Origin of the sequence: Streptomyces coeruleorubidus, assembly GCF_008705135.1 — a bacterium.
Lineage (GTDB): Bacteria > Actinomycetota > Actinomycetes > Streptomycetales > Streptomycetaceae > Streptomyces > Streptomyces coeruleofuscus.
Genome location: NZ_CP023694.1, coordinates 466,183 through 488,309, shown reverse-complemented (window position 1 = coordinate 488,309; position 22,127 = coordinate 466,183). Strand labels below are relative to the sequence as shown.

General features: G+C 69.4%; 23 protein-coding genes and 1 pseudogene. 11 read left to right on the top strand and 13 right to left on the bottom strand.

The features are described 5' to 3' along the window. Nucleotides 1-2 precede the first annotated feature (2 nt). The 6 genes from CP976_RS02335 (at nucleotide 3) to CP976_RS02310 (ending at nucleotide 9,723) form a co-directional block, all read left to right on the top strand. Complete coding sequence (locus CP976_RS02335; RefSeq protein ID WP_150478773.1) at nucleotides 3-980, top strand: ABC transporter substrate-binding protein; 978 nt, start codon at nucleotides 3-5, stop codon at nucleotides 978-980. Between the two features lie 270 nt (nucleotides 981-1,250). Beyond that, nucleotides 1,251-3,689: a GcvT family protein gene (locus CP976_RS02330; protein WP_150478772.1), complete on the top strand. Its 2,439-nt coding sequence runs from the start codon at nucleotides 1,251-1,253 to the stop codon at nucleotides 3,687-3,689. Nucleotides 3,690-3,726: 37 nt separating this feature from the next. Continuing rightward, a complete protein-coding gene (locus CP976_RS02325; protein ID WP_150478771.1) occupies nucleotides 3,727-4,587 on the top strand; it encodes a bifunctional methylenetetrahydrofolate dehydrogenase/methenyltetrahydrofolate cyclohydrolase in 861 nt (286 codons plus the stop codon). Between the two features lie 43 nt (nucleotides 4,588-4,630). Beyond that, entirely contained in the window at nucleotides 4,631-5,863 is a 1,233-nt protein-coding gene (locus CP976_RS02320) for a sarcosine oxidase subunit beta family protein (RefSeq protein WP_150478770.1), read from the top strand. Nucleotides 5,864-5,888: 25 nt separating this feature from the next. Continuing rightward, nucleotides 5,889-9,128, top strand: coding sequence for a sarcosine oxidase subunit alpha family protein (locus CP976_RS02315; RefSeq protein WP_150478769.1), 3,240 nt, complete (start codon nucleotides 5,889-5,891; stop codon nucleotides 9,126-9,128). Beyond that, a complete protein-coding gene (locus CP976_RS02310; RefSeq protein WP_150478768.1) occupies nucleotides 9,121-9,723 on the top strand; it encodes a sarcosine oxidase subunit gamma in 603 nt (200 codons plus the stop codon). The genes CP976_RS02315 and CP976_RS02310 overlap by 8 nt, the downstream gene beginning before the upstream one ends. An 81-nt stretch (nucleotides 9,724-9,804) precedes the next feature. Here CP976_RS02310 and CP976_RS44275 read toward each other — a convergent pair whose 3' ends face one another. From CP976_RS44275 to CP976_RS02290, 4 genes are all read right to left on the bottom strand, one after another. Next, on the bottom strand, nucleotides 9,805-9,957 hold the full coding sequence (locus tag CP976_RS44275) for a serine dehydratase beta chain (RefSeq protein WP_190146949.1): 153 nt from the start codon (nucleotides 9,955-9,957) through the stop codon (nucleotides 9,805-9,807). A gap of 26 nt (nucleotides 9,958-9,983) precedes the next feature. Then, nucleotides 9,984-11,252, bottom strand: coding sequence for a serine hydroxymethyltransferase (glyA, locus tag CP976_RS02300; protein ID WP_150478766.1), 1,269 nt, complete (start codon nucleotides 11,250-11,252; stop codon nucleotides 9,984-9,986). Between the two features lie 95 nt (nucleotides 11,253-11,347). Beyond that, entirely contained in the window at nucleotides 11,348-12,220 is an 873-nt protein-coding gene (purU, locus tag CP976_RS02295) for a formyltetrahydrofolate deformylase (RefSeq protein ID WP_150478765.1), read from the bottom strand. Between the two features lie 388 nt (nucleotides 12,221-12,608). Continuing rightward, nucleotides 12,609-12,902: a hypothetical protein gene (locus CP976_RS02290; protein ID WP_190146950.1), complete on the bottom strand. Its 294-nt coding sequence runs from the start codon at nucleotides 12,900-12,902 to the stop codon at nucleotides 12,609-12,611. A 9-nt stretch (nucleotides 12,903-12,911) separates the two neighbouring features. Here CP976_RS02290 and CP976_RS02285 point away from each other — a divergent pair, with 9 nt between their 5' ends. After that, nucleotides 12,912-13,091, top strand: a complete 180-nt coding sequence (locus tag CP976_RS02285) for a hypothetical protein (protein ID WP_167537258.1) — start codon at nucleotides 12,912-12,914, stop codon at nucleotides 13,089-13,091. Here CP976_RS02285 and CP976_RS02280 read toward each other — a convergent pair. The 5 genes from CP976_RS02280 to CP976_RS43500 all read right to left on the bottom strand — a co-directional run bounded on the left by CP976_RS02280 (nucleotide 13,048) and on the right by CP976_RS43500 (nucleotide 16,949). Next, complete coding sequence (locus CP976_RS02280; protein WP_150478763.1) at nucleotides 13,048-14,184, bottom strand: sensor histidine kinase; 1,137 nt, start codon at nucleotides 14,182-14,184, stop codon at nucleotides 13,048-13,050. The genes CP976_RS02285 and CP976_RS02280 overlap by 44 nt on opposite strands. Further along, entirely contained in the window at nucleotides 14,177-14,893 is a 717-nt protein-coding gene (locus CP976_RS02275; RefSeq protein ID WP_150478762.1) for a response regulator transcription factor, read from the bottom strand. Before CP976_RS02275 ends, CP976_RS02280 begins: the two co-directional genes overlap by 8 nt. A 62-nt stretch (nucleotides 14,894-14,955) precedes the next feature. Beyond that, nucleotides 14,956-15,660, bottom strand: a complete 705-nt coding sequence (locus tag CP976_RS02270) for a VanZ family protein (protein ID WP_150478761.1) — start codon at nucleotides 15,658-15,660, stop codon at nucleotides 14,956-14,958. Between the two features lie 91 nt (nucleotides 15,661-15,751). Then, on the bottom strand, nucleotides 15,752-16,567 hold the full coding sequence (locus CP976_RS02265; protein ID WP_208838961.1) for an oxidoreductase: 816 nt from the start codon (nucleotides 16,565-16,567) through the stop codon (nucleotides 15,752-15,754). Continuing rightward, nucleotides 16,512-16,949, bottom strand: a complete 438-nt coding sequence (locus tag CP976_RS43500) for a hypothetical protein (protein WP_341874644.1) — start codon at nucleotides 16,947-16,949, stop codon at nucleotides 16,512-16,514. The genes CP976_RS02265 and CP976_RS43500 overlap by 56 nt, the downstream gene beginning before the upstream one ends. A 281-nt stretch (nucleotides 16,950-17,230) precedes the next feature. On the opposite strand from CP976_RS43500, the gene CP976_RS02255 reads away from it, so the two are divergent. Next, nucleotides 17,231-17,533: a hypothetical protein gene (locus CP976_RS02255; protein ID WP_150478759.1), complete on the top strand. Its 303-nt coding sequence runs from the start codon at nucleotides 17,231-17,233 to the stop codon at nucleotides 17,531-17,533. A gap of 145 nt (nucleotides 17,534-17,678) precedes the next feature. Beyond that, complete coding sequence (locus tag CP976_RS44270) at nucleotides 17,679-17,801, top strand: hypothetical protein (protein ID WP_268250148.1); 123 nt, start codon at nucleotides 17,679-17,681, stop codon at nucleotides 17,799-17,801. A 101-nt stretch (nucleotides 17,802-17,902) separates the two neighbouring features. On the opposite strand, the gene CP976_RS02250 is transcribed toward CP976_RS44270, so the two are convergent. After that, a complete protein-coding gene (locus CP976_RS02250; RefSeq protein WP_150478758.1) occupies nucleotides 17,903-18,478 on the bottom strand; it encodes a TerD family protein in 576 nt (191 codons plus the stop codon). A 156-nt stretch (nucleotides 18,479-18,634) separates the two neighbouring features. Between CP976_RS02250 and CP976_RS02245 the strand changes: the two are divergent. Further along, nucleotides 18,635-18,835 (top strand): annotated as a pseudogene (locus CP976_RS02245) (VOC family protein); the annotation flags it as partial. An 88-nt stretch (nucleotides 18,836-18,923) separates the two neighbouring features. Here the strand turns inward: CP976_RS02245 and CP976_RS02240 are convergent. Further along, nucleotides 18,924-19,439, bottom strand: coding sequence for a DinB family protein (locus tag CP976_RS02240; RefSeq protein ID WP_150478757.1), 516 nt, complete (start codon nucleotides 19,437-19,439; stop codon nucleotides 18,924-18,926). 129 nt (nucleotides 19,440-19,568) lie between these two features. On the opposite strand from CP976_RS02240, the gene CP976_RS02235 reads away from it, so the two are divergent. Then, nucleotides 19,569-19,874 (top strand): barstar family protein, encoded by a 306-nt coding sequence (locus CP976_RS02235; protein ID WP_150478756.1) that lies wholly within the window; start codon nucleotides 19,569-19,571, stop codon nucleotides 19,872-19,874. On the opposite strand, the gene CP976_RS02230 is transcribed toward CP976_RS02235, so the two are convergent. Together CP976_RS02230 and CP976_RS02225 are read right to left on the bottom strand one after the other, a co-directional pair. Beyond that, complete coding sequence (locus CP976_RS02230) at nucleotides 19,875-20,741, bottom strand: IS5 family transposase (RefSeq protein ID WP_150478755.1); 867 nt, start codon at nucleotides 20,739-20,741, stop codon at nucleotides 19,875-19,877. It lies immediately after the preceding gene. Between the two features lie 338 nt (nucleotides 20,742-21,079). Continuing rightward, on the bottom strand, nucleotides 21,080-22,078 hold the full coding sequence (locus CP976_RS02225) for an aldo/keto reductase family protein (protein ID WP_150478754.1): 999 nt from the start codon (nucleotides 22,076-22,078) through the stop codon (nucleotides 21,080-21,082). Between the last annotated feature and the right edge of the window lie 49 nt (nucleotides 22,079-22,127).

The following is a 22,127-nucleotide window of genomic DNA, read 5'->3' as shown; positions in this document are numbered from 1 at the left end:
CGATGGCAGGGCAAGCTAGACAGTGGAGAACACGTGCGGCCGGCATAGCGGTCCTCGGCCTCACCCTCACCGCCTGCGGCGGTGCGAAGGTCGGTGACAGCTCCTCGGACGCCGGTGGCTCGGGCAGCTCCGCGAAGTGCGGCACCTTCAACCTCGCGGTCAACCCATGGGTGGGCTACGAGGCGAACGCGGCGGTCCTCGCGTACGTCGCGGAACAGGACCTCGGCTGCAAGGTCAACCAGAAGAATCTGAAGGAAGAGATCGCCTGGCAGGGCTTCGGGACAGGCGAGGTCGACGCCGTCGTCGAGAACTGGGGTCATGACGACCTGAAGAAGAAGTACATCACCGACCAGAAGACCGCCGTCGACGCGGGCCCGACCGGCAACGAAGGCCTCATCGGCTGGTACGTGCCGCCGTGGCTGGCCAAGGCGCACCCGGACATCACCGACTGGAGGAACCTCGACAAGTACGCCGACAAGTTCAGGACGTCCGAGTCGGGCGGCAAGGGCCAGCTCCTCGACGGCGACCCGTCGTTCGTGACCAACGACGAGGCCCTGGTGAAGAACCTGAAGCTGGACTTCAAGGTGGTGTACGCGGGCAGCGAGACCGCGCTCATCCAGGCCTTCCGCAAGGCGGAGAAGGACAAGTCATGGGTGATCGGCTACTTCTACGAGCCGCAGTGGTTCATGTCCGAGGTCCCGCTCAAGAAGGTCAAGCTGCCGGAATACAAGACCGGTTGTGACGCCGACACCGAGAAGGTCGCCTGCGACTACCCCGTGTACAAGCTGGACAAGATCGTCAGCGCGAAGTTCGCCAAGTCGGGCAGCCCGGCCTATGACCTGGTGAAGAACTTCACCTGGACGAACGAGGACCAGAACACCGTGGCCAAGTACATCGCGGTGGACAAGATGGCCCCCGAGGCAGCGGCGAAGAAGTGGGTCGAGGCCAACCGCGACAAGGTGGAGGCCTGGATCAAGTAGTACCGGAAACCGAAGCCGGAGACGGTCGGAAACCGAACCCGGAAACTGGTCGGATGTGCCCGGTGGGCGGAGTGCGCAGGTGCGCTCCGCCCACCGGGCACTGCCGTGTTCCGGCCCTTGTTTCCACCCGTGCTCCGGCCTGTTCCCCGACGTCACGGACCCTCTTGACACCCACCTGTCGGCCAGGCACATTGAGTTGCGCAACCTGAAGCATGTTGCGTAGGCAGCAACTGGCTCGGCTCGACTGGTTATCAAACCGGAGGTGCGGCGATGGCGGGACCCCGAGTGGTCATCATCGGAGCGGGGGTCGTCGGCGCGGCACTCGCGGACGAGATCTCCGCACGCGGCTGGACCGACGTGACCGTGGTCGACCAGGGCCCGCTCCCCGCCACCGGCGGCTCGTCGTCCCACGCCCCGGGCCTGGTCTTCCAGACGAACGCCTCCAAGACCATGACCGAGCTGGCCCGCTACACCGTCGAGAAGTTCTGCTCGCTCGATGTCGACGGCGAGCCCTGCTTCCTCCAGGTCGGCGGGCTGGAGGTGGCGACCACCCCGGAGCGCCTGGCGGAACTGCACCGCCGCCACGGCTGGATCACCGCCTGGGGCATCGAGTCCCGGATCCTGACCCCCGACGAGTGCGTGGAGCGGCACCCGCTGGTCGACCGTGACAAGGTGCTCGGCGGTCTCCTCGTCCCGACCGACGGCCTCGCCAAGGCCGTCCTCGCCGTCGAGGCGCAGATCCGCCGGGCCACCGGGCGTGGCGTGCGTTTCCTGGCCCGCCACGAGGTCCTCGACGTGACCCGGGCCGACGGCGAGGTGACCGGCGTCCTGACCGACCAGGGCGAGATCCCGGCCGACATCGTGGTGTGCTGCGCCGGCATCTGGGGCCCGAGGATCGCCCGCATGGCCGGCATGAACCTCCCGCTCACCCCGCTCGCCCACCAACTCGCCTGGACCGGCCCCGTCCCCGCCCTCGCCGGCCAGACCGAGGAGGCGGTCCGCCCGATCCTGCGGCACCAGGACGCCGACCTCTACTACCGCGACCGCTTCGACGGCCTCGGCATCGGCTACTACGGCCACCGCCCGATGCCGGTCTCGGCCGACGACATCATGTCCGTGGACGAGGCCGACGAGATGCCGTCGGTCCTGAAGTTCACCGAGGACGACTTCGAGCCCGCCTGGACCGAGACGCAGTCCCTGCTCCCCGCGACCAGGGAAGCCAAGGTGGAGGAGGGCATCAACGGCCTGTTCTCCTTCACCACCGACGGCAATCCGCTGCTCGGCGAGTCCCCGGACGTCAAGGGCTTCTGGGTGGCCGAGGCCGTGTGGGTCACCCACTCCGCCGGCGTGGGGCGTGCGATGGCAGAGTGGCTGGTCGACGGCTACTGCTCGTCCTTCGACCTGCACGAGTGCGACGTCAACCGCTTTGAGCCGCACCAGCTCTCCCCGGAGTACGTCCTGGCCCGCGACTGCCAGAACTTCGTCGAGGTCTACGACATCCTGCACCCCCTCCAGCCGTCGGGGGACCCGCGCCCGATCCGCACGAGCCCCTTCCACGCCCGCCAGCAGGAGCTGGGCGCCTTCTTCCTGGAGGCGAACGGCTGGGAGCGCCCGCAGTGGTACGAGGCCAACGCGGGGCTGGTCGAAGGCCGTTCCATCCCCACCCCCAATGACTGGGCGGCGCGGTACTGGTCGCCCATCGTCGGCGCCGAGGCTCAGGTCACCCGCGAGACCGTCGCCATGTACGACATGACGGCCCTCAAGCGGCTCGAGGTCAGCGGTCCGGGTGCCGGGGCCTTCCTGGAGCGGCTGTGCACCGGCAAGGTCGCCAAGTCCGTCGGCTCGGTGACGTACACCCTGCTCCTCGACCACGACGGCGGCATCCGCAGCGACATCACCGTCGCCCGCCTGGCACGCGACGTCTTCCAGGTCGGTGCCAACGGCAACCTGGATCTCGACTGGTTCACCCGCCACCTGCCGACCGACGGCACGGTCCAGGTCCGCGACATCACTCCCGGCACCTGCTGTATCGGCCTGTGGGGGCCCCTGGCCCGCACGGTCCTGCAACCGCTGACCGACGAGGACTTCTCCAACGACGGCCTCAAGTACTTCCGCGCCAAGCGCGCCCACATCGGCTCCGTCCCCGTCACCGTGATGCGCCTGAGCTACGTCGGTGAGCTCGGCTGGGAGCTGTACACCACCGCCGACCTGGGCCGGAAGCTGTGGGACACCCTGTGGCGGGCGGCGCAGCCGCTCGGCGGCGTCATCGCGGGCCGCGGCGCCTTCAACAGCCTTCGTCTGGAGAAGGGTTACCGCTCCTTCGGCACCGACATGACCTACGAGCACGACCCCTACGAGGCCGGCGTCGGCTTCGCCGTCAAGCTCGACAAGGACGACTTCATCGGCAAGGCCGCGCTGGAGCGCCGCAAGGCCGACGTACGGCGGAAGCTGACCTGCCTCACGATCGACGACCCGCGGTCGGTCGTCCTGGGCAAGGAACCGGTCTACGACGGCGACCGCGCGGTCGGCTACGTCACCAGCGCCGCCTACGGCTACACGATCGGCAAGGGCATCGCCTACGCCTGGCTCCCCACGGAGCTGGTCACCCCCGGCACGAGCGTGCACATCGGCTACTTCGACCGGCGCGTCGAGGCGGTCGTCGCCGAGGAGCCCCTGTTCGACCCCGCCATGTCCCGTCTCCGTGGCTGACACTCAGCGTCGGCTCCACGGGAAAGGAGCACCGTCGGTGAACGCACAGTCGCTCGACGGCAAGGCGACCGCCGCCGAAATCCGCCGTGAACTGACGGAGCATGTGGCCAAGTTGGCCGCGACTGCCGGCCGCACGCCGGGACTGGGGACCGTCCTGGTCGGTGACGACCCCGGCAGCCGTGCCTACGTCGCCGGCAAGCACCGCGACTGTGCCCAGGTCGGCATCGCGTCCATCCGCCGGGACCTGCCCGCCGACGCCTCACAGCGGCAGGTCGAGGAGACGATCGACGAGCTCAACGCCGACCCGGCCTGCACCGGCTACATCGTCCAGCTCCCGCTCCCGCGCCATCTGGACGCGAACGCCGTGCTGGAACGCATGGACCCGGCCAAGGACGCCGACGGCCTGCACCCCGTCAACCTCGGTCGGCTCGTCCTGGGCGCCGAGGCGCCGCTGCCCTGCACTCCGCACGGCATCGTCGAACTGCTGCGCCGGTACGAGGTGCCGCTCGCGGGAGCGCGGGTGTGCGTGATCGGCCGCGGCATCACGGTCGGACGTCCCCTCGGCCTGCTGCTCACCCGCAGGTCCGAGAACGCCACCGTCACCCTGTGCCACACCGGCACCAAGGGCCTGGCCTGGCACGTGCGCGAGGCGGACATCGTCGTCGCGGCCGCCGGCTCGCCCGGGCTGGTCACCCCGGACATGCTGCGCCCCGGTGCGGCGGTCCTGGATGTCGGCATCACCCGCACCGATCAGGGGCTGGTCGGCGATGTCCACCCGGACGCCGCTCAGGTCGCCGGATGGCTCGCGCCGATGCCCGGGGGAGTGGGCCCCATGACGCGGGCGATGTTGCTGGCCAATGTCGTCGAGGCAGCCGAGAGGAACGCGAACACTCCATGAACACGCTGAGCATCCCGTGCATCCCCCTGTCCGGAGGCGTTCGATGAGCCCCCGCACCCCCGGTGCCGAACTCCCGGAGCACCCCGACTGGTTGTGGCGCAACCCGGAGCCGAAGCGGTCCTACGACGTGGTCATCGTGGGCGGCGGCGGCCACGGTCTGGCCACCGCCCACTACCTGGCGAAGAACCACGGCATCACGAACGTCGCGGTCCTGGACAAGGGCTGGCTCGCGGGCGGCAACATGGCCCGCAACACCACGATCATCCGCTCCAACTACCTGTGGGACGAGAGCGCCGGCATCTACGAGCACGCGCTCAAGCTATGGGAGGGGCTGGCCGAGGAGCTCGACTACCCGATCCTCTTCTCCCAGCGTGGTGTGCTGAACCTCGCGCACAGCCTCCAGGACGTCCGCGACAGCGTGCGCCGCGTCGAGGCCAACCGCCTCAACGGCGTGGACGCCGAGTGGCTCGACGCGGACGGCGTCAAGGAAGTCTGCCCGATCGTCAACACCTCCCCGAACGTGCGCTACCCCGTCCTGGGCGCCACCTACCAGCCGCGCGCCGGCATCGCCAAGCACGACCACGTCGCCTGGGGCCTGGCCCGCTCGGCGGACGCCGCGGGCATCGACATCATCCAGAACTGCGAGGTCACCGGCCTGGACGTGGTCGGCAACCGGGTGGTCGGAGTCCGGACGAACCTCGGCCCGATCGCGGCGGGCAAGGTGGCGCTGTGCTCGGCGGGCCACACCTCGGTCCTCGCCGCGATGGCGGGCATCGAACTGCCCCTCCAGAGCCACCCGTTGCAGGCGCTGGTGTCGGAGCTGCTGGAGCCGGTGCACCCGACGGTCGTGATGTCCAACGCGGTTCACGTGTACGTCAGCCAGGCGCACAAGGGCGAGCTGGTGATGGGCGCGGGCATCGACGCCTACAACTCGTACACCCAGCGGGGCGCCTTCCACATCATCGAGGAGCAGATGTCGGCGGCCCTGGAGCTGTTCCCGGTCTTCGCCCGTGCCCATGTGCTGCGCACCTGGGGCGGCATCGTCGACGTCAGCCCCGACGCCTCGCCCATCGTCGGCCTCGCCCCGGTGGACAACCTCTACCTCAACTGCGGCTGGGGCACGGGCGGTTTCAAGGCCACCCCGGGCGTGGGCTGGGTCTACGCCCACACCATCGCCCACGACACCCCTCACCCGCTCAACGCCCCCTTCTCGCTCGACCGTTTCACCACCGGCGCGCTCGTCGACGAGCACGGCGCGGCCGCGGTGGCCCACTAGGCCCGGACTCTTTGGGAGCCGAACCATGCTGCTCATCCCATGCCCGTGGTGCGGGCCCCGCGACGAGGCCGAGTTCCACTACGGCGGCCAGGCCCATGTGCCCTACCCCGAGGACCCGTCGGCGCTGAGCGACGAGGAGTGGGCCCGGTACCTGTTCTTCCGCGACAACCCGAGGGGCCCGTTCGCCGAGCGGTGGAGCCACGCGGCGGGCTGCCGACGGTGGTTCAACGCGGTGCGGGACACGTCGACGAACGAGATTCTGGCGGTTTATCGGGCGGGGGAGGAGCGCCCTGTGATATTCGAGTCACGTTCGGTGGCCCCAGCCCGTCCGGCGTTTGAGGACGAGGCCGTCCAGGCCGAAGGGGGGTCCGGGGGCGCAGCCCCCGGCGGGGTCGAAGGGGCGGAGCCCCTTCAGGATGGGACGGGTAGGGGCGGCGGGGGCGAAACAACCCAGCCGTTCCGCCACCCCACCCGCGGCCGAATCCACCGCGACACCCCGATCACCTTCACTTTCGACGGCACCGAGTACCGGGGCTACAAGGGCGACACCCTCGCCTCCGCCCTCCTCGCCAACGGCGTCATCCACACCGGCACCAGCATCAAGCTCGGCCGCCCACGCGGCATCTTCACGGCCGGCGTCGAGGAACCCAACGCCGTCATCCAGATCGAGGCCCCGTTCCCCGAGCCCATGCTCCCGGCCACCACGGTCGAGCTCTACGACGGCCTCGTCGCGACCGGCCTCCCTGGCCAGGGCCGCCTCGCCACCGAACCGGACCCGGCCCGCTACGACGCCGTACACGCCCACTGCGACCTGCTGATCGTCGGCGCCGGCCCGGCCGGCCTCGCCGCAGCGGCCGCGGCAGCGAGAAGCGGCGCCCGTGTCATCGTCGCCGACGACCAGCCGGAACTCGGCGGCAGCCTCCTCGGCACGGCCGAACTCCCCGGCTGGGCCGAGGAGACCGCAGCCCGGCTCGACGCCGCGCCCGACGTACGCGTTCTCCGCCGCACCACCGTCTTCGGGTACTACGACGACAACCACCTTCTCGCCGTCGAACGCCGCACCAACCACCTCGGCGCCGAGGCCCCCGAGAACGTCTCCCGCGAACGCGTCTGGCGCATCCGCGCCCGTCGCGTCGTCCTCGCCACCGGGGCCCACGAACGCTCCCTGGCCTTCGCGGACAACGACCGTCCCGGCGTGATGCTGGCGGCCTCCGCCCGCACCTACGTCAACCGCTACGGTGTCCTGCCCGGCCGTCGCGCGGTCGTCTTCACCACCAACGACAGCGCCTATCCGACGGCGTTGGACCTCGCCGCGGCAGGCGTGTCCGTCCAGGCCGTCGTCGACACGCGCCCGGAGCCGGGGGAATGGGCCGAGCGTGCGCGCGCGGCCGGCATCGAGGTGCTGACCGGTCATGCCGTCACCGGCACGGAGGGCGACGCGCGGATCACGGCCGTGACCGTCGCCCCGTACGGGGGGTCCGCCGGGCAGCGGGAGTTCGCCGCCGACCTGCTGCTGGTCTCCGGCGGCTGGAATCCCGTCGCGCACCTGTTCAGCCAGGCCGGCGGCAAGCTGCGCCACGACGAGGAACTCGGCACCTTCGTCCCCGACGCCTGCCGTCAGGCCGTCGAGGTGGCGGGCAGCGCGAGCGGTGTCTTCGACCTGGCCGGCGTCCTCGCGCAGGGCGCGGCCGCCGGTGCCCGTGCGATCGAGGCCGAGGGCTACACCTCCGAGACGCCCGGCCTGCCGAAGGCGGCCGCACAGCCGTACACGCCCGCCCTGCACGTCTTCACCGTCCCCGGCAGCGAAGCGGGCCCCCGTTTCGTCGACCTCCAACGCGACGTCACGATCGACGACCTGGCCCGCGCGACCGGGGCCGGCATGCGCTCGGTCGAACACACCAAGCGCTACACCACGGCCGGCACCGCCAACGACCAGGGCAAGACCTCCGGCGTCCTGGCCGGCGGGGTCGTCGCCGAACTGCTCGGCGTGGACATCTCGATGCTCGGCACGACCACGTTCCGTCCCCCCTACACCCCTGTCTCCTTCGCCGCTCTCGCGGGCCGTGACCGAGGCGCCCTGCACGACCCGGTCCGGGTGACGGCCCTGCACCAGTGGCACGTCGAGCACGGCGCCCTGTTCGAGAACGTCGGCCAGTGGAAGCGCCCCTGGTACTACCCGCGCGACGGTGAGGACATGGAGGCCGCCGTGCTGCGCGAGTGCGCGGCCGCGCGTGAGGGCGTCGCCTTCATGGACGCCTCCACGCTCGGCAAGATCGACGTCCAGGGCCCGGACGCCGGCGTCTTCCTCGATCTGCTCTACACCAACATGATCAGCACCCTGAAGGTCGGCATGATCCGCTACGGCGTCATGTGCCGCCCCGACGGCATGGTCTTCGACGACGGCACCGTCATCCGCCTCGCCCCCGACCGCTTCCTGGTCACCACCACGACCGGCAACGCGGCGGCCGTACTGGACTGGATGGAGGAGTGGCTCCAGACCGAGTGGCCCGAGCTGAAGGTCCACTGCACGTCCGTGACCGAGCAGTGGGCCACCGTCGCCCTGGTCGGCCCGAAGTCCCGCGAGGTCCTCGGCTCGCTCGCGCCCCGACTCGCCGTCGCCAACGACGACTTCCCGTTCATGGCGTGGCGCGAGACGGCCGTCGCGGGCATCGAGGCCAGGGTCTGCCGTATCAGCTTCTCCGGCGAACTGGCCTACGAGATCAACGTGTCACCGTGGCAGGCCCTCGCCCTGTGGCAGGCGCTGTACGAAGCCGGTGCCCCGCACGGCATCACCCCGTACGGCACCGAGACCATGCACGTCCTGCGGGCCGAGAAGGGCTACCCGATCATCGGCCAGGACACCGACGGCACCGTCACCCCGCACGATCTCGGCATGAACTGGGTGGTGTCGAAGAAGAAGCCGGACTTCATCGGCAAGCGGTCCTTCGCCCGTGCGGACACCGCCCGCCCCGACCGCAAGCACCTGGTCGGCCTGCTTCCCGAGGACCCGGGCACCTTCCTTCCGGAGGGCACTCAGCTCGTCGCCGGCAGTGTGCTGCCGAAGCCGCCCGTCCCGATGCTCGGCCACGTCACCTCCAGTTACCGCAGCGCGGCCCTCGGCCGGACGTTCGCGCTCGCCATGATCAAGGGCGGCCGGGAACGCATCGGCGAGCGGCTGTACGCCCCCGTCGGCGACCGGCTGGTTCCGGTGACCGTCGCAAGCCCCGTCCTCTACGACCCCGAGGGAGCCCGTCGCGATGGCTGACACCGCCCTTGCCGCCCCGCCCTGCAGCCCCCTGTCGCACGCCGCCGACCGTCTGGCCGCCGCCACCCGCGCCTCCCGGGGCGCGATCCGGCTGGCCGAACTCCCCTTCCTGACCCAGGTGAACGTGCGCCTGGACGCCAAGGGAGCGGCGGCGGACGCCGTCGGACTGGCACTGGGCCTGCAACTGCCCCTCGAACCCGACACCGTCGTGCGCGCGGGGGAGTCGACCGCGCTGTGGCTCGGTCCCGACGAGTGGCTGCTGGTCGGGCCGCCGGGCCGCGAGGGGGACTGGGAGAGCCGTATCCGGGAGGCCGCGGGAGACGAGCCGGTCTCGGTCACCGACGTCTCCGCCCAGCGCACCACGCTCCTCGTGACGGGTTCGCGCGCACGCGACCTGCTGGCCCACGGGTGCCCGCTGGACCTGCATCCACGGGCCTTCGAGGCGGGGCGCTGCGCCCAGACGACACTGGGACGCACCCAGGTCGTCCTGGTCTCCCGGGACGAACCCAGGGCAGGCTTCTGGGTACTGGTCCGCTCGTCCTTCGCCGGCTACCTGGCGGACTGGCTGCTCGACGCGGCGACGGAGTACGTCTGATGGACTGACCTGGCTGTGTGAGCCGCTCAGCGGCTCACACAGCCACGGCCCTGAGTTGCCCGGCCCGCGGCCGGGCCTCGCTCAGCACTCGATGATGTTGACGGCGAGTCCGCCCCGCGCGGTCTCCTTGTACTTCACGACCACGAACATGCGTGCCGCGCGCATCGGGCCGACCGTGTGGGAGCTGGACGGGCCGATGCCGATCGAGACCAGGTCGAAGACCGAGACGGCCACGGTCACTCCTCCGCGCGGGGGCGCTGTTACTTGGTCAGGCCGGCGTAGAGCGGGTGCTTGTCGGCCAGCGCCTTGACCCGGGCCTTGAGCGCCTCGGCCTCGTGGGACGGTTTCAGCGTCTCGGTGATGATGTCCGCCACCTCGGCGAAGTCCTCGGCCTCGAAGCCCCGGGTCGCCAGGGCCGGCGTGCCGATCCGCAGGCCCGACGTCACCATCGGCGGACGCGGGTCGTTCGGGACGGCGTTGCGGTTGACCGTGATGCCGACCTCGTGGAGGCGGTCCTCCGCCTGCCGGCCGTCCAGCTCCGACTCGCGCAGGTCCACCAGGATCAGGTGCACGTCCGTGCCGCCGGACAGGACGTTCACGCCGGCCTCGCGGGCATCGGCGGCGGTCAGTCGCTCGGCGAGGATGCGCGCGCCCTCGACCGTACGGCGCTGGCGCTCCCTGAACTCCTCCGAGGCCGCGACCTTGAAGGAGACCGCCTTGGCGCCGATCACATGCTCCAGCGGGCCGCCCTGGAAGCCGGGGAAGACGGAGGAGTTCAGCTTCTTCGCGAAGTCCTTGCTCCGGGCGAGGATGATGCCGCCGCGCGGACCGCCCAGCGTCTTGTGGGTGGTGGAGGTGACCACGTCCGCGTGCGGCACGGGATTCGGGTGCAGCCCGGCCGCGACCAGGCCCGCGAAGTGCGCCATGTCGACCCACAGGTACGCCCCGGCCTCGTCGGCGATACGGCGGAACTCCGCGAAGTCCAGCTGCCGCGGGTACGCCGACCACCCGGCGATGATCACCTTCGGGCGGTGCTCCCCGGCCAGCTTCTCCAGCTCGGCCATGTCGACCAGGCCGGTCTCGGTGTCGACGTGGTACGCGACGACGTTGAACTGCTTGCCGGAGAAGTTCAGCCGCATCCCGTGGGTCAGGTGGCCGCCGTGAGCCAGGTCCAGGCCGAGGACGGTGTCGCCGGGCTGGGCCAGGGCGAACAGGGCAGCCTGGTTGGCGGAGGCGCCGGAGTGGGGCTGGACGTTGGCGTACTCGGCGCCGAACAGCTCCTTGACCCGGTCGATAGCGATCTGCTCGACCACGTCGACGTGCTCGCAGCCGCCGTAGTAGCGCCGTCCCGGGTAGCCCTCGGCGTACTTGTTGGTCAGGACCGAGCCCTGGGCCTCCAGCACCGCGACCGGGGCGAAGTTCTCGGAGGCGATCATCTCCAGAGTGGACTGCTGGCGCTCCAGCTCGGCGTCGAGCGCGGCGGCGACGGCCGGGTCGAGCTCGTGCAGGGACGTGTTCAGTACGGTCATCTGCGGCTTCCTCGTGTTGGGGCGCAGGGTGGGCTGTACGCCTCGGGGGAGCTGTCGGGCGGCGGCTGCGACAGCGGGGAGACGCGAGCGTGGCCTCAGCGGAAGACCACGGTGTGGTGGCCGTTGAGCAGGATGCGGCTCTCGGTGTGCCATTGCACGGCCCGCGCCAGCACACGTGCCTCGACGTCCCGTCCTGTGGTGACCAGTTGGTCGGGGTCGTGGGAGTGGTCCACGCGGACGACGTCCTGCTCGATGATGGGCCCCTCGTCCAGGTCGGGGGTGACGTAGTGGGCGGTGGCCCCGACCAGCTTGACCCCTCGCTGGTGGGCCTGGAGGTAGGGCCGGGCTCCCTTGAAGCTGGGGAGGAAGGAGTGGTGGATGTTGATGGCCCGGCCCTCGAACTGCTTGCACAGGTCGTCCGACAGGATCTGCATGTAGCGGGCGAGGACCACGAGGTCGATCTCCAAACGCTCCACCAGTTCCAGCAGCCGGGTCTCCGCCTCCGCCTTGGTCTGCGGTGTCACGGGGATGTGGTGGAAGGGGATGCCGTGGCTCTGGGCGAGCGGCTCGAAGTCCCGGTGGTTGGAGACGATCGCCGGTATCTCGATGTTGAGGGCACCGGTGCTCTTGCGGAACAGCAGGTCGTTCAGGCAGTGGCCGTACCTGGAAACCATGATCAGCGTGCGGGTGGGGGCGGCCGCGTCGAACAGCCGCCAGTCGATCCGGTAGGTCTCGGCCAGCGAGGAGAAACCTGCGCGCAGACGTTCCAGTGATGTCGCCGGGTCGGAGACGTCGAAGTGCACACGCATGAAGAAGCGGTCCTGCAAACGGTCGTCGAACTGCTGGCTCTCCAGGATGTTCCCGGAGTGCTCGACGAGGAAGCCGGTGACGGCGTGGACCAGTCCGGCCCGGTCGGGACAGGAGAGGGTGAGGACGAACTCGCGGCCGGGGCGGGGGCGAGGGGGCACAGCATCCTCCAGCGGTGCGTAATGAGCAACACGGCGAGCATTACGCAACATAGTCCAAGGGGGAGGAGGTGCGGTCAAGGGTGTGCCATGACAGAATCCGCCAGGCGGGCTTCCCGGATCATGTTGTGCATGGAGAAATCCACAGCGCGATAAGCAACGCTTGCCCCTCTTCTGCTGAGGGCTGGGGGTGGTCTCACCGAAGGACTGCGCCGCCGGGATTCCGGCTGGGTCAGGGGGACGACGAGTGTGGCAGGCCACGTCATGGCCGTTCGCGACCCCGGTGGAACTCGCAGGCGCGACCACGTTGAGACGCGACCGGACGCTCGGGGCTTGCCGCGGACGGGGTGGTCCGCCGCCGGCGCTTCACCGGCGGCGGGCGGAACGTTCGTCAGGCGCGGAACGCGTCGGCATGGTCCCGTGCCCACTGCGCGAAGGTGCGCGCCGGCCTTCCGGTGACGGCCTCGGCCGTCGGCATGGGACCCAGGGACGACAGGTCGAACGCCTCCGCCTCCGTCTCCGGCGAAGGGTCCGATTCGTCGCCGGCGTAATCCTCGAACCCGAGGAGGAAGTCTGCGTTCTCCGCCGCGAAGCCGCCTTGCGCGAGATAGATCTCGCGGGCCTTCTGAGGCGTGACCACTTCTAACCGGATCTCCTCGCCCATCGCCTCGGCGATGAGCTCCACTTGCCGCCGGTGGGTGAGGAGTTCGGGACCGTTGAGGGTGTACGCCTGCCCGGCATGGCCCTGACCGTCGGGGCTCTGGAATGCCGCAGACCTGCCACCCTGGTGGCGCTCAAGAACGTCTACGACCAGGCCAACCTGTTCCTCCTCAACCAGAACATTCGCCCCGGTCAGCCGGCCGCGGTCGGCTGACAGGCGGACGGCGGGGACCCCCAGCAGGAAGCCGGACCGTGACGAGGAGACCGCCGGTCGGCCGGGGGACGAGGTCGAGGGTCCCGTCGTGGGCGCGGACGACGCTGTGCACGATGGCCAGACCGAGGCCGGCGCCGGCGTGCTCGTCGGTGCGTACGCGCTCCGTCCCGCGCTGGAAGGGTTCGGTGAGGGTCGGTACCAATTCGGGTGGGAGCGGACGGCCCGTGTTCTCGACCCGCAGCACGCTCGTGTCGCCGTCTGCCTCGGTGCGGACCGTCACGGTGCCGTCGGCGGGCAGGTTGTGGACGATGGCGTTCTGGACGAGGTTCGTCACCATCCGCAGCAGGAGCTCCGCGGAGCCGCTGGTCCGGGCCGCTCCGCCGGTGACGCCGAGCGTGATCCGGCGCTGTTCGGCGAGGCGGAGCAGGGTTTCGGCGGCTTCTTCGGCGATGAGGGAGAGGTCGATGCTCTCGCGGGTGAAGTTTCCGCGGTCGCTGCGGCTGAGCAGCAGGAGGGCCTCGGTGAGGCCGATCGCGCGCGTGTTGACAGCGTGGAGGCGTTCGATGAGTTCGCCCCGGTCCCGGGTGGGGTCCTTGCGGGCGACGTCGAGCAGCGTCCGCGAGATGGCCAGCGGGGTGCGCAGTTCGTGGGAGGCGTTCGCGGCGAACCTCTGCTGCTCGGCGACGTGGGACTCGAGTTGTTCGAGCATCGAGTCGAACACGTCGGAGAGTTCACGGAATTCGTCCTGGCGGCCCTTCATACGGATCCGGTGGGACAGCGACCCGTTCCCGGCCATCCGTGCCGCATCCGTGATCTGTGTGAGCGGTGCGAGCATCCGGCCAGCGAGGATCCATCCCCCGACGAGGCCGAACACGAGCAGGCACGCCATCGCCACGGCCGCGGCGGGGGCGAAGGTGCGCACCAGGAGGTAGCGGTTGGGCGAGATCCCGAGCAGGCCCTGGCTGTTGTCGGGTACGTAGCGCAGCAGGAACACCCACACCACGGCCAGCAGGAGAGCGCCGGCGACGGCGAGGAACGCGGCGTAGCTCAGGGTGAGTTTCAGTCGGGCGCTGAGCCCTGGGCGTCTACGCATCGCCGCTGTCGGGGTGGGTGGTGTCCCCGCCGGGGACGATGGCGTCCGCGGCGGTGTCGATCCGGTAGCCGACGCCGGGCACCGTGACGATGATCCATGGTTCGCCGAGCCGCTTGCGCAGTGCGGAGACGGTGATGCGCACGGCGTTGGTCAGGGGGTCGGCGTTCTCGTCCCAGGCCCGTTCCAGCAGTTCTTCGGCGCTGACGACCCCGCCCTCGGCGCCGACGAGGACTTCCAGCACGGCGAACTGTTTGCGGGTGAGCGCGACGTAACGTCCGTCGCGGAAGACCTCCCGGCGGAAGGGGTCGAGCCGCAGGCCCGCGATCTCCCTGACCGGGGGCCGGGCGTACGCGCGTCTGCGGTCCAGCGCCCTCAGTCGCAGGACGAGTTCCCGCAGCTCGAACGGTTTGGTGAGGTAGTCGTCGGCGCCGATCTCGAACCCGGAAGCCTTGTCGTCGATCCGGTCGGCCGCGGTGAGCATGAGGATCGGGATGCCGCTGCCGGAGGCGACGATGCGCCGGGCGACCTCGTCGCCGGAGGGGCCGGGGATGTCGCGGTCGAGGACCGCGAGGTCGTAGGAGTGGACGCTGAGCAGTTCCAGGGCGGAGTCGCCGTCGCCGGCGATGTCGGCGGCGATCGCCTCCAGCCGCAGACCGTCACGGACGGCTTCGGCCAGGTAGGGCTCGTCCTCCACGATCAGTACACGCATGCCTGAAGCCTAAGGAGCACGACATATCGCCGAGGTATGCGAAAACTTGCCGGACACGTGACTCAGCCCGCCGGTGCCGGCGCGGGGCGAGGCTGGTCCGACGGTGCTTGGGCCGTAGTGCGCCACCAGCGGCGTGACGCCAGCGCGGCCAGCACGGCGCCGGCGGCGTTGACCAGCACGTCGTCCACGGACGACACCCGGTCGAGCCGCAGGACGTACTGTGCGGTCTCGACCAGGACCGAGCAACCCGCCCCGAGCGCCAGGATCCGCGGCACGGACGCCAGCGCCGCGAACCGCATCGGCGCGAAGAACCCCAGCGCCGCGAAGATCAGCAGGTTGCCGGCGATCCCGAGCGGCCCCATCGTGAGCAGGTCCCGCAGCGGTACCAGGCTCACCCGCGCGGGGACGGTGCCGGCCCCGCCGCCCGGCATCATGGTCAGCCACAGGAACGGCACCGTCCCGTGGACCATGCCCACCTCGGCCACCGACATACGCCACGCCGATGTGACTCCGGCGGCACGCCGACGGCGTGCCAGGGCCCACACCACCAGCGCGGCCAACGGCAGTGCGACCAACGTCATGAGCACCACACCGTTGAACGTGTCGAAACAGCCGTGCCACCGCCCGGCCATGCATGTCGGGGCGGACATCAAGAGCGGCCGCCGCACGACGAACACGGCGCTCGCCATGCCGAGGATCGCCAGGACGAGAAGCACGATCCCGCGGGTGCGGCGGGGCGGTGCTGTCAGGGATGCGGTGTCGTTCATGCCCCCATTGGAGACGGAGGACCGTTGCGACGGCGTATCCGATTTTCGATACGCCCGCGATACCCGGAAAGGGCCCGTCTCGGAGCCGGCGTCAGCCGGCCAGCCGGTTGAGCTTGCGAATCTGCTTGTCGAAGGCCCGGGCGGGAACGACGCGGCGCAGCGTACTCGCGCGTCCGGCCACGGGGCCGGCGGTGTAGCGGAGCTTCGGCCTCGCGTCGGTCGCTGCCGCGACGATCACCTTGGCGACGACGGCGGGGGCGTCGCCGCCCTTGATCGCCTCCGCCATCAGGCGGTCGAAGGTGAGCCGCTGCTTCGCGTAGACCTGAAGGGGCGTGTCGGGTCGCGCGCTGTTGGCCTCGAATCCGGTCTTGGTGTAGGCGGGTTCGACGAGAAGGGCCCGGACGCCGTGCTCACGGACCTCGTGGTCCAGGGACTCGGTGTAGCCCTCGATCGCGTGCTTGGAGGCGGCGTAAACGGCCATGTAGGGCGAGGGGATGAGCCCGACCACGGACGAGATGTTGATGATGCGCCCACGTCCCTGAGCGCGCATGCGCGGCAGGACCTCCTTCACCATGCGCATGACCCCGAAGACGTTGGTGTCGAAGATGCCCTGCGCCTGGGCGACGGAGGTCTCCTCGGCCGCACCCATCGAGCCGACGCCGGCGTTGTTGACCAGGACGTCGATCCGCCCGAACCGCTCGATCACCTGCTCGACCGCGGTGCTGACCGAGGCGTCACTGGCTACGTCGAGGTCGAGGAACGACACACCGTCCGGCGGGATGACGCGAGAGGTGTCGCGGCTCGTGCCGACCACGTCGAAACCCGCTGCGACCAGCGCGAGCGCGGTTTCCTTACCGATACCGGATGACGCACCCGTCACGAGTGCCGCCGGCCGACTTGTCGTCATCATGGATCCCTGAGCTCGTGGAGAAACTGATCGGTTTCCCTACCGTAAACCGATCGGTTTCCATGTGCAAGGGCAAGCGCCGATCCGATCCGGTCCGGGTGACGCGCAGGGTGTGCCGGCTGAGCTCGACGACGGCCGCGACTTGGCGCATTGGAGTTTGGCTTTGTGCAGCGCGTGGGCGGGACTTCGGTGATGCCGAGGGTGTCGGCCGTGGCCTGGGCGGTTTCGGTGCGTCGCCTGTCAGGAGCACGATGTGCGTGACGCCGAGGTCGGTCAACTGGCGGACGATGGCCTCGGCGAGCGGGTGGTGTGCGTGCAGCTCGCCGGAGGCTGCCAGGCTCAGCACCTCGTCTGCCGAGACGCTCTCGTCGAGCGTCACCACGCTGGTGACCAGGGGTCGACCGAGGGCGAGGGTGCCGGTCTTGTCGAACGCCACGGCGGTGACGCGCCCGATGCCTTCCAGGTGGGTGCCGCCCTTGATGAGGCGGGTTCAGAGGGGCGGTCGCGCATCGAGTGGCTGATGTCAGTGGAGTTGCGGTGATCTGCGTGTGAAGCGTGGGTGGTGGCTCTGTCATGCATGCAGAAGTCGCCATATGTTGATGTCGCAATTTGTCGTCCGGGGCAGGTCCGCGAGCGGCCAGAAAGGCAAGCGAGGAGTCCCCCATGTCCACCGCCACCGACCACCGCACGCACGAAGGGCACGCGCACACCCACGGCGAGGGGTGCGGCCACGTCGCCTTCCCGCACGGCGACCACACCGACTACGCGCACGACGGCCACATCCACCGGATCCACGGCGACCATGTCGACGAGTGCACCGCTGCCGGTCATGCCGCCCACGACGCCCACGACCACCAGCACGGTGAGGGGTGCGGTCACGTCGCCGTGCCGCACGAGGATCACACCGACTACCTGCACGACGGTCACCGCCACGCCGCTCATGAAGGGCACTGGGACGACCACTGACGGATCACCCGCGGTGTCGCGGCCCGCGGACGAGCCGTTGCACACGAACTGGTGCCTGCAGCCGGGGTTCGTCGTCCGTGCGCGATACGCCCGTGCGACGGCGTTCCCCGTCTTGCAGCCGCTCGGCCTCGCCGGGTGTGGCGGCGTGACCGGCGGGCATCAGTGGAGTGTGAGCCCGTGGATGCGTCGTGTCGGCCTGGCCGTCTGGTTGGTGGCGGCCGTGGTCGTCGTGCTGGTCGCCGCCTTCTGGGGTATCAAGAGGCTCTGAACCCGTCGATGTCCCTCAGCGCGCGGGCCCGCACGCGGTCCGTCGCCCGGCCGGTGGGATCCGTGAGCAGGGCAGGTCCCGTGGCCCTGCTTTCGTGCGTGTCAGACGTTGACGCCGAAGTCGGTGGCGATGCCGGCCAGTCCGGAGGCGTAGCCCTGGCCGACGGCTCGGAACTTCCACTCGGTGCCATGCCGGTAGAGCTCGCCGAAGACCATCGCGGTCTCGGTTGAGGCGTCCTCGGACAGGTCGTAGCGGGCGATCTCCTGGTTGTTCGCCTGGTTGACGACACGGATGAAGGCGTTGCGGACCTGCCCGAAGCTCTGTCCGCGGTTCTCGGCGTCGTGAATGGAGACCGGGAACACGATCTTGTCGATCTCGGCGGGCACGGCGGCGAGGTTCACCTTGACCGACTCGTCGTCGCCCTCGCCCTCACCGGTGAGGTTGTCGCCGGTGTGCTCGACCGAACCGTCCGGGCTCTTGAGGTTGTTGTAGAAGACGAAGTGCTGGTCCGAGGGGACCTTGCCGGAGGCCTCGAGGAGCAGGGCGGATGCGTCGAGGTCGTAGTCGGTGCCGGTGGTCGTGCGCACGTCCCAGCCCAGGCCGACCAGGACGGCGGTGAGACCCGGCGCCTCCTTGCTGAGCGAGACGTTGCCACCCTTGGACAGGGAAACTCCCACGAGGTACTCCTTCTCTGCGTATGTCGTCGAGGCCCGATGGCGGGCCCCGGGTAAAGAATCTACATCACTGTAGAGGAGGTGGAATTCAGCCCGAAGTCGCCTTCCAGCCCTGTGAGTTGCGGACCCGCCCGAAGCTCTGTCCGCTGGTGCGAAGTGAGGACCAAGAACCGGATCCATCTGTGTCTGCGCCCTGAGACCTCGCGTGAGCAGGAGGTGGAAAGGCTGCTGGGTCTCGGTGCCACGTTCGTCGCGGATCACCGCAACGCCGATGGCTCTGGCTGGGCAGTCCTTGCCGACCCCGAAGGCAACGAGTTCTGCGTCCTTCGCAGCGAGTCCGACCGAGCCGGCTCCTCCTAGCTAGGGTCTGCCCGGCGGATCTTGTGCACGCCCCGGCAGCGCCGCCCCGACGAGGGACTCGGACGCTCCCGGGGTCCCCGGCTCCGGGCTAGACGCCGGTCTGTCCGTCGACGAGTTCACGCACGACATCGAGGTGACCGTTGTGGCGGGAAATCTCTTCGATGAGGTGGAGGATCACCCAGCGCAGGTCCACGTGGCGGCCGTCGCCGATAGGACGCTTGGCCTTTGAGTTCAGGTCGCGGTCGGCCACCAGGCGGCGATAGCGGGCGCTCTGTTCTTCGTACTCGGCGAGAAGCTGGGGCAACGGGATGTCGACCGCCGTCCGCATCTCGGGGTCGGGGTCGTCGTCGGTCGCCGCCGTGAGCGGCCCCTCCGGCTCCTCACCGAGATACATCACCTGGACCCAGTGATGCTCGACCCACCGCAAGTGGCTGATCAGCCCGCAGAGTGTCATCAACGGTGAATTCGGGAGCGGTGCCTTGCGGGCATCTTCCTCGGACACGCCCTCGCACTTGGCTCGCGCCGTGTCCCGGGCGTAATCCAGGAAGGTGGCCAGCTGCGTACGCTCGTCCCACGAGGGGGGTGTATCGGTTCGTTGTGTCATCGCGGATGAGGTTCCCACAACTCGGAGGCGGTGTCGCGTGATTAGAAGCCGCAGGATCCGCAGGCACCCTCCTAGGGCGTGTCTCTTGGAGCCCTAACGCCTTGGAGGAGGGCCGATTACTCTGTCGTGATGGCCAAGAGGATTGAGTCGGAACTGGTGGTTGACCTGCGGGGTAGGCCGATCGAGACGCTCGATGACTTCTGGGACGCCGTGGCTGAGCCTTGCGGCCTGCCGGAGTGGTTCGGGCGGAACACGGAAGCCTGGCGGGACACTATCCAGACGCGGGGCATCTCCGAGGTCATCGACAGCTACGACGTCCTGGTCGTGCACGTGGACAAGCGAGGAGTCTTCGCTGCCCGTGACCGTGAGGCTCGAGCCCTGCGAAGCGCTTTTTCGGGGAAGCAGTCGCGACTGGTCGTCCACGAGCTGCTCTGATCATTGCGTCGAGCGGGACCAGATCAGGATGGCCGCCAAGTGCAAAGCAGCCTCGTAGGCCAAGGCAAGATTGTCCGTGCGCATTGCCAGACCACGCCACTGCTTCAAGCGGCTGATGCACCGTTCGACGGTGTTGCGCTGCTTGTATACCTCCGCATCGAACCCTGGCGGTCGGCCTCCAGCTCGCCCTCTCCGTAGACGGTGTCCGACCTGGTCGGCAGGTTGCGGGATGACGGCCCGAATGCCTCGCCGCCGGAGATGGCTGCGGATCGCGCGGGAAGAATAAGCGCGGTCCGCGAGGACAGTATCCGGTCGAGTCCTGGGCCTGCCGAGACCGCGTCGCGGGACGCGGATTCTGGCCATGACGGCCTCGAATGCCGGAGCATCACCCGCCTGACCAGCGGTGGCATAGAAGGCCAACGGCCGTGCCCGGTTATCGCTGGCCAGATGTATTTTCGTACTCAGGCCGCCACGAGAACGTCCGAGTGCGTGATCGTCGGGTTCTGACCGTCGCGCAGCCCCCTTTCTCACAGCCCCAGCCGCGTGGTGATGGGCCCGGCAGATGGTGGAGTCCACCGAGACCGTCCATTCCACGTCGTCATCAGCGTCGGCGGTGGCTAGGACGGCGGCAAGGATCCGTGCCCAGGTGCCGTCGACGGCCCACCTGATGAGACGTTTGTGGGCCGTCTTGAAGGAGCCAAGCTCCTTTGGCAGGTCCCGCCAGGGCGAACAGGTGCGGTACTTCCACGCAATGGCCTCAAGGGGGCGGCGGTGGTCAGCCCATCGCCGACCGCGGACCGGATCGGCCGGCATCAGCGGCTCGATCCGGTCCCACATCGCATCAGTGATCACTGACCGGATGGACACATCCGATCAACTGACCGGCCCACCAAAGAGACACGCTCTAACCGCGAACTGACCCGGGCTCTGAACCAGAAAGGGGCCGCGGACCGATAGGCCCCCTGCATCAGGGATGCGCCGGGCGGCTCGGTCACCGTCCTCGACGTCGCCTCATCCGACGCCGACCGCTTCGGCATCGACGTCACCATCGCCGCCACCTCGACGCCCACGACACCGGATCCGCTGCGCGGGGCTGTTTCACGACGCAGAGACCGCCGATCCATGGACAAACCTTCCTCTCCCGCCCCCACGCGGGCGCCCCTACGATCTGGCTGGGGGGCGTCGGCCGGGCAGCAGCCGTCTGCTCAGCGGTGCTTGATGCCGGCCTGGGCGGAAGGGGCGAGGGTGGGTTCGGTGACAGGGACGTCGCCGAGGGCCTGGTCGACGGCCGCCAGCAGGTCGTCCGACAGATTCACGCCGGAGGCGGCGGCGTTGGCGTGGACCTGTTCGGGGCGGGAGGCGCCGGTGATGGCGGAGGCGACTTCACCACGGCGCAGGACCCAGGCCAGCGCCAGGATGGGCATGCTCATCCCGGCCTGCTCGGCGATGGGCGCGAGGCGCTGGACCGCCTCCAGGATGGCGTCGCTGTAGACGAGGTCCTGGGAGACCGCCATCGTCTCGCTGGCGAACCGGCTGCCTTCGGGGACGGGCTGTCCGGGCTTGTACTTGCCAGTCAGGACGCCCTGGGCGAGGGGGGACCAGACGATCTGGGAGATACCGTTCGCGGCGCACAGGCCGAACACCTCGGCCTCGGGTGCCTGCCAGAGCATGGAGTACTGCGGCTGGGAGGAGACGAACAAGTCGGGGCCTGCGATGTCGATCGCGGCCTGGATCTGTTCGGGGGTCCATTCGCTGAAGCCGAGGTAGCGGGCCTTGCCCTGCTCGACCACCTTCTGGAACGCCTCGATGGTTTCCTCGATCGGCACGGACGGGTCGAAGCGGTGCGCCTGGTACAGGTCGACGTAGTCGGTCTTCAGACGCGTGAGGGAGGCGTCGATCTGCCGGGCGATCTGGGCGGGAGACAGGCCCTTGTCGGCCGGGTCGTCAGACATCGGGCCCCAGACCTTGGTGGCCAGGATGTACGAGTCGCGGGGGTGGGCCGAGAGGATCTCACCCCAGGTTGTCTCGGCAGCTCCCTGTCCGTAGACATTGGCGGTGTCGAAGAAGTTGATTCCGGCGTCGAAGGCCGCTTCGGTGCAGGCATGGGTCGCGTCGGCCTCGATGCCGCCTGCGTAGGTAAGCCACGAGCCGAGGGAGATCTCCGAGACCTGAAGGTCCGAGCTGCCGAGTGTGCGGTACCGCATGGATGCTTGCTCCTTGCTGGTCGGTGTTCCGTGTTCCGTGTAAGTCCCT

Excerpts from the sequence above, each read along its gene's own strand:
- CP976_RS02310 (WP_150478768.1), top strand. The coding sequence starts at position 9,121 with ATGGCTGACACCGCCCTTGCCGCCCCGCCCTGCAGCCCCCTGTCGCAC.
- CP976_RS02265 (WP_208838961.1), bottom strand. The coding sequence starts at position 16,567 with ATGACGACAAGTCGGCCGGCGGCACTCGTGACGGGTGCGTCATCCGGT.
- CP976_RS02335 (WP_150478773.1), top strand. The coding sequence starts at position 3 with ATGGCAGGGCAAGCTAGACAGTGGAGAACACGTGCGGCCGGCATAGCG.
- CP976_RS02330 (WP_150478772.1), top strand. The coding sequence starts at position 1,251 with ATGGCGGGACCCCGAGTGGTCATCATCGGAGCGGGGGTCGTCGGCGCG.
- CP976_RS02320 (WP_150478770.1), top strand. The coding sequence starts at position 4,631 with ATGAGCCCCCGCACCCCCGGTGCCGAACTCCCGGAGCACCCCGACTGG.
- CP976_RS02280 (WP_150478763.1), bottom strand. The coding sequence starts at position 14,184 with ATGCGTAGACGCCCAGGGCTCAGCGCCCGACTGAAACTCACCCTGAGC.
- CP976_RS02275 (WP_150478762.1), bottom strand. The coding sequence starts at position 14,893 with ATGCGTGTACTGATCGTGGAGGACGAGCCCTACCTGGCCGAAGCCGTC.
- CP976_RS02270 (WP_150478761.1), bottom strand. The coding sequence starts at position 15,660 with ATGAACGACACCGCATCCCTGACAGCACCGCCCCGCCGCACCCGCGGG.
- glyA (WP_150478766.1), bottom strand. The coding sequence starts at position 11,252 with ATGACCGTACTGAACACGTCCCTGCACGAGCTCGACCCGGCCGTCGCC.
- CP976_RS02235 (WP_150478756.1), top strand. The coding sequence starts at position 19,569 with ATGGCCAAGAGGATTGAGTCGGAACTGGTGGTTGACCTGCGGGGTAGG.
- CP976_RS02240 (WP_150478757.1), bottom strand. The coding sequence starts at position 19,439 with ATGACACAACGAACCGATACACCCCCCTCGTGGGACGAGCGTACGCAG.
- CP976_RS02225 (WP_150478754.1), bottom strand. The coding sequence starts at position 22,078 with ATGCGGTACCGCACACTCGGCAGCTCGGACCTTCAGGTCTCGGAGATC.
- CP976_RS02315 (WP_150478769.1), top strand. The coding sequence starts at position 5,889 with ATGCTGCTCATCCCATGCCCGTGGTGCGGGCCCCGCGACGAGGCCGAG.
- CP976_RS02255 (WP_150478759.1), top strand. The coding sequence starts at position 17,231 with ATGTCCACCGCCACCGACCACCGCACGCACGAAGGGCACGCGCACACC.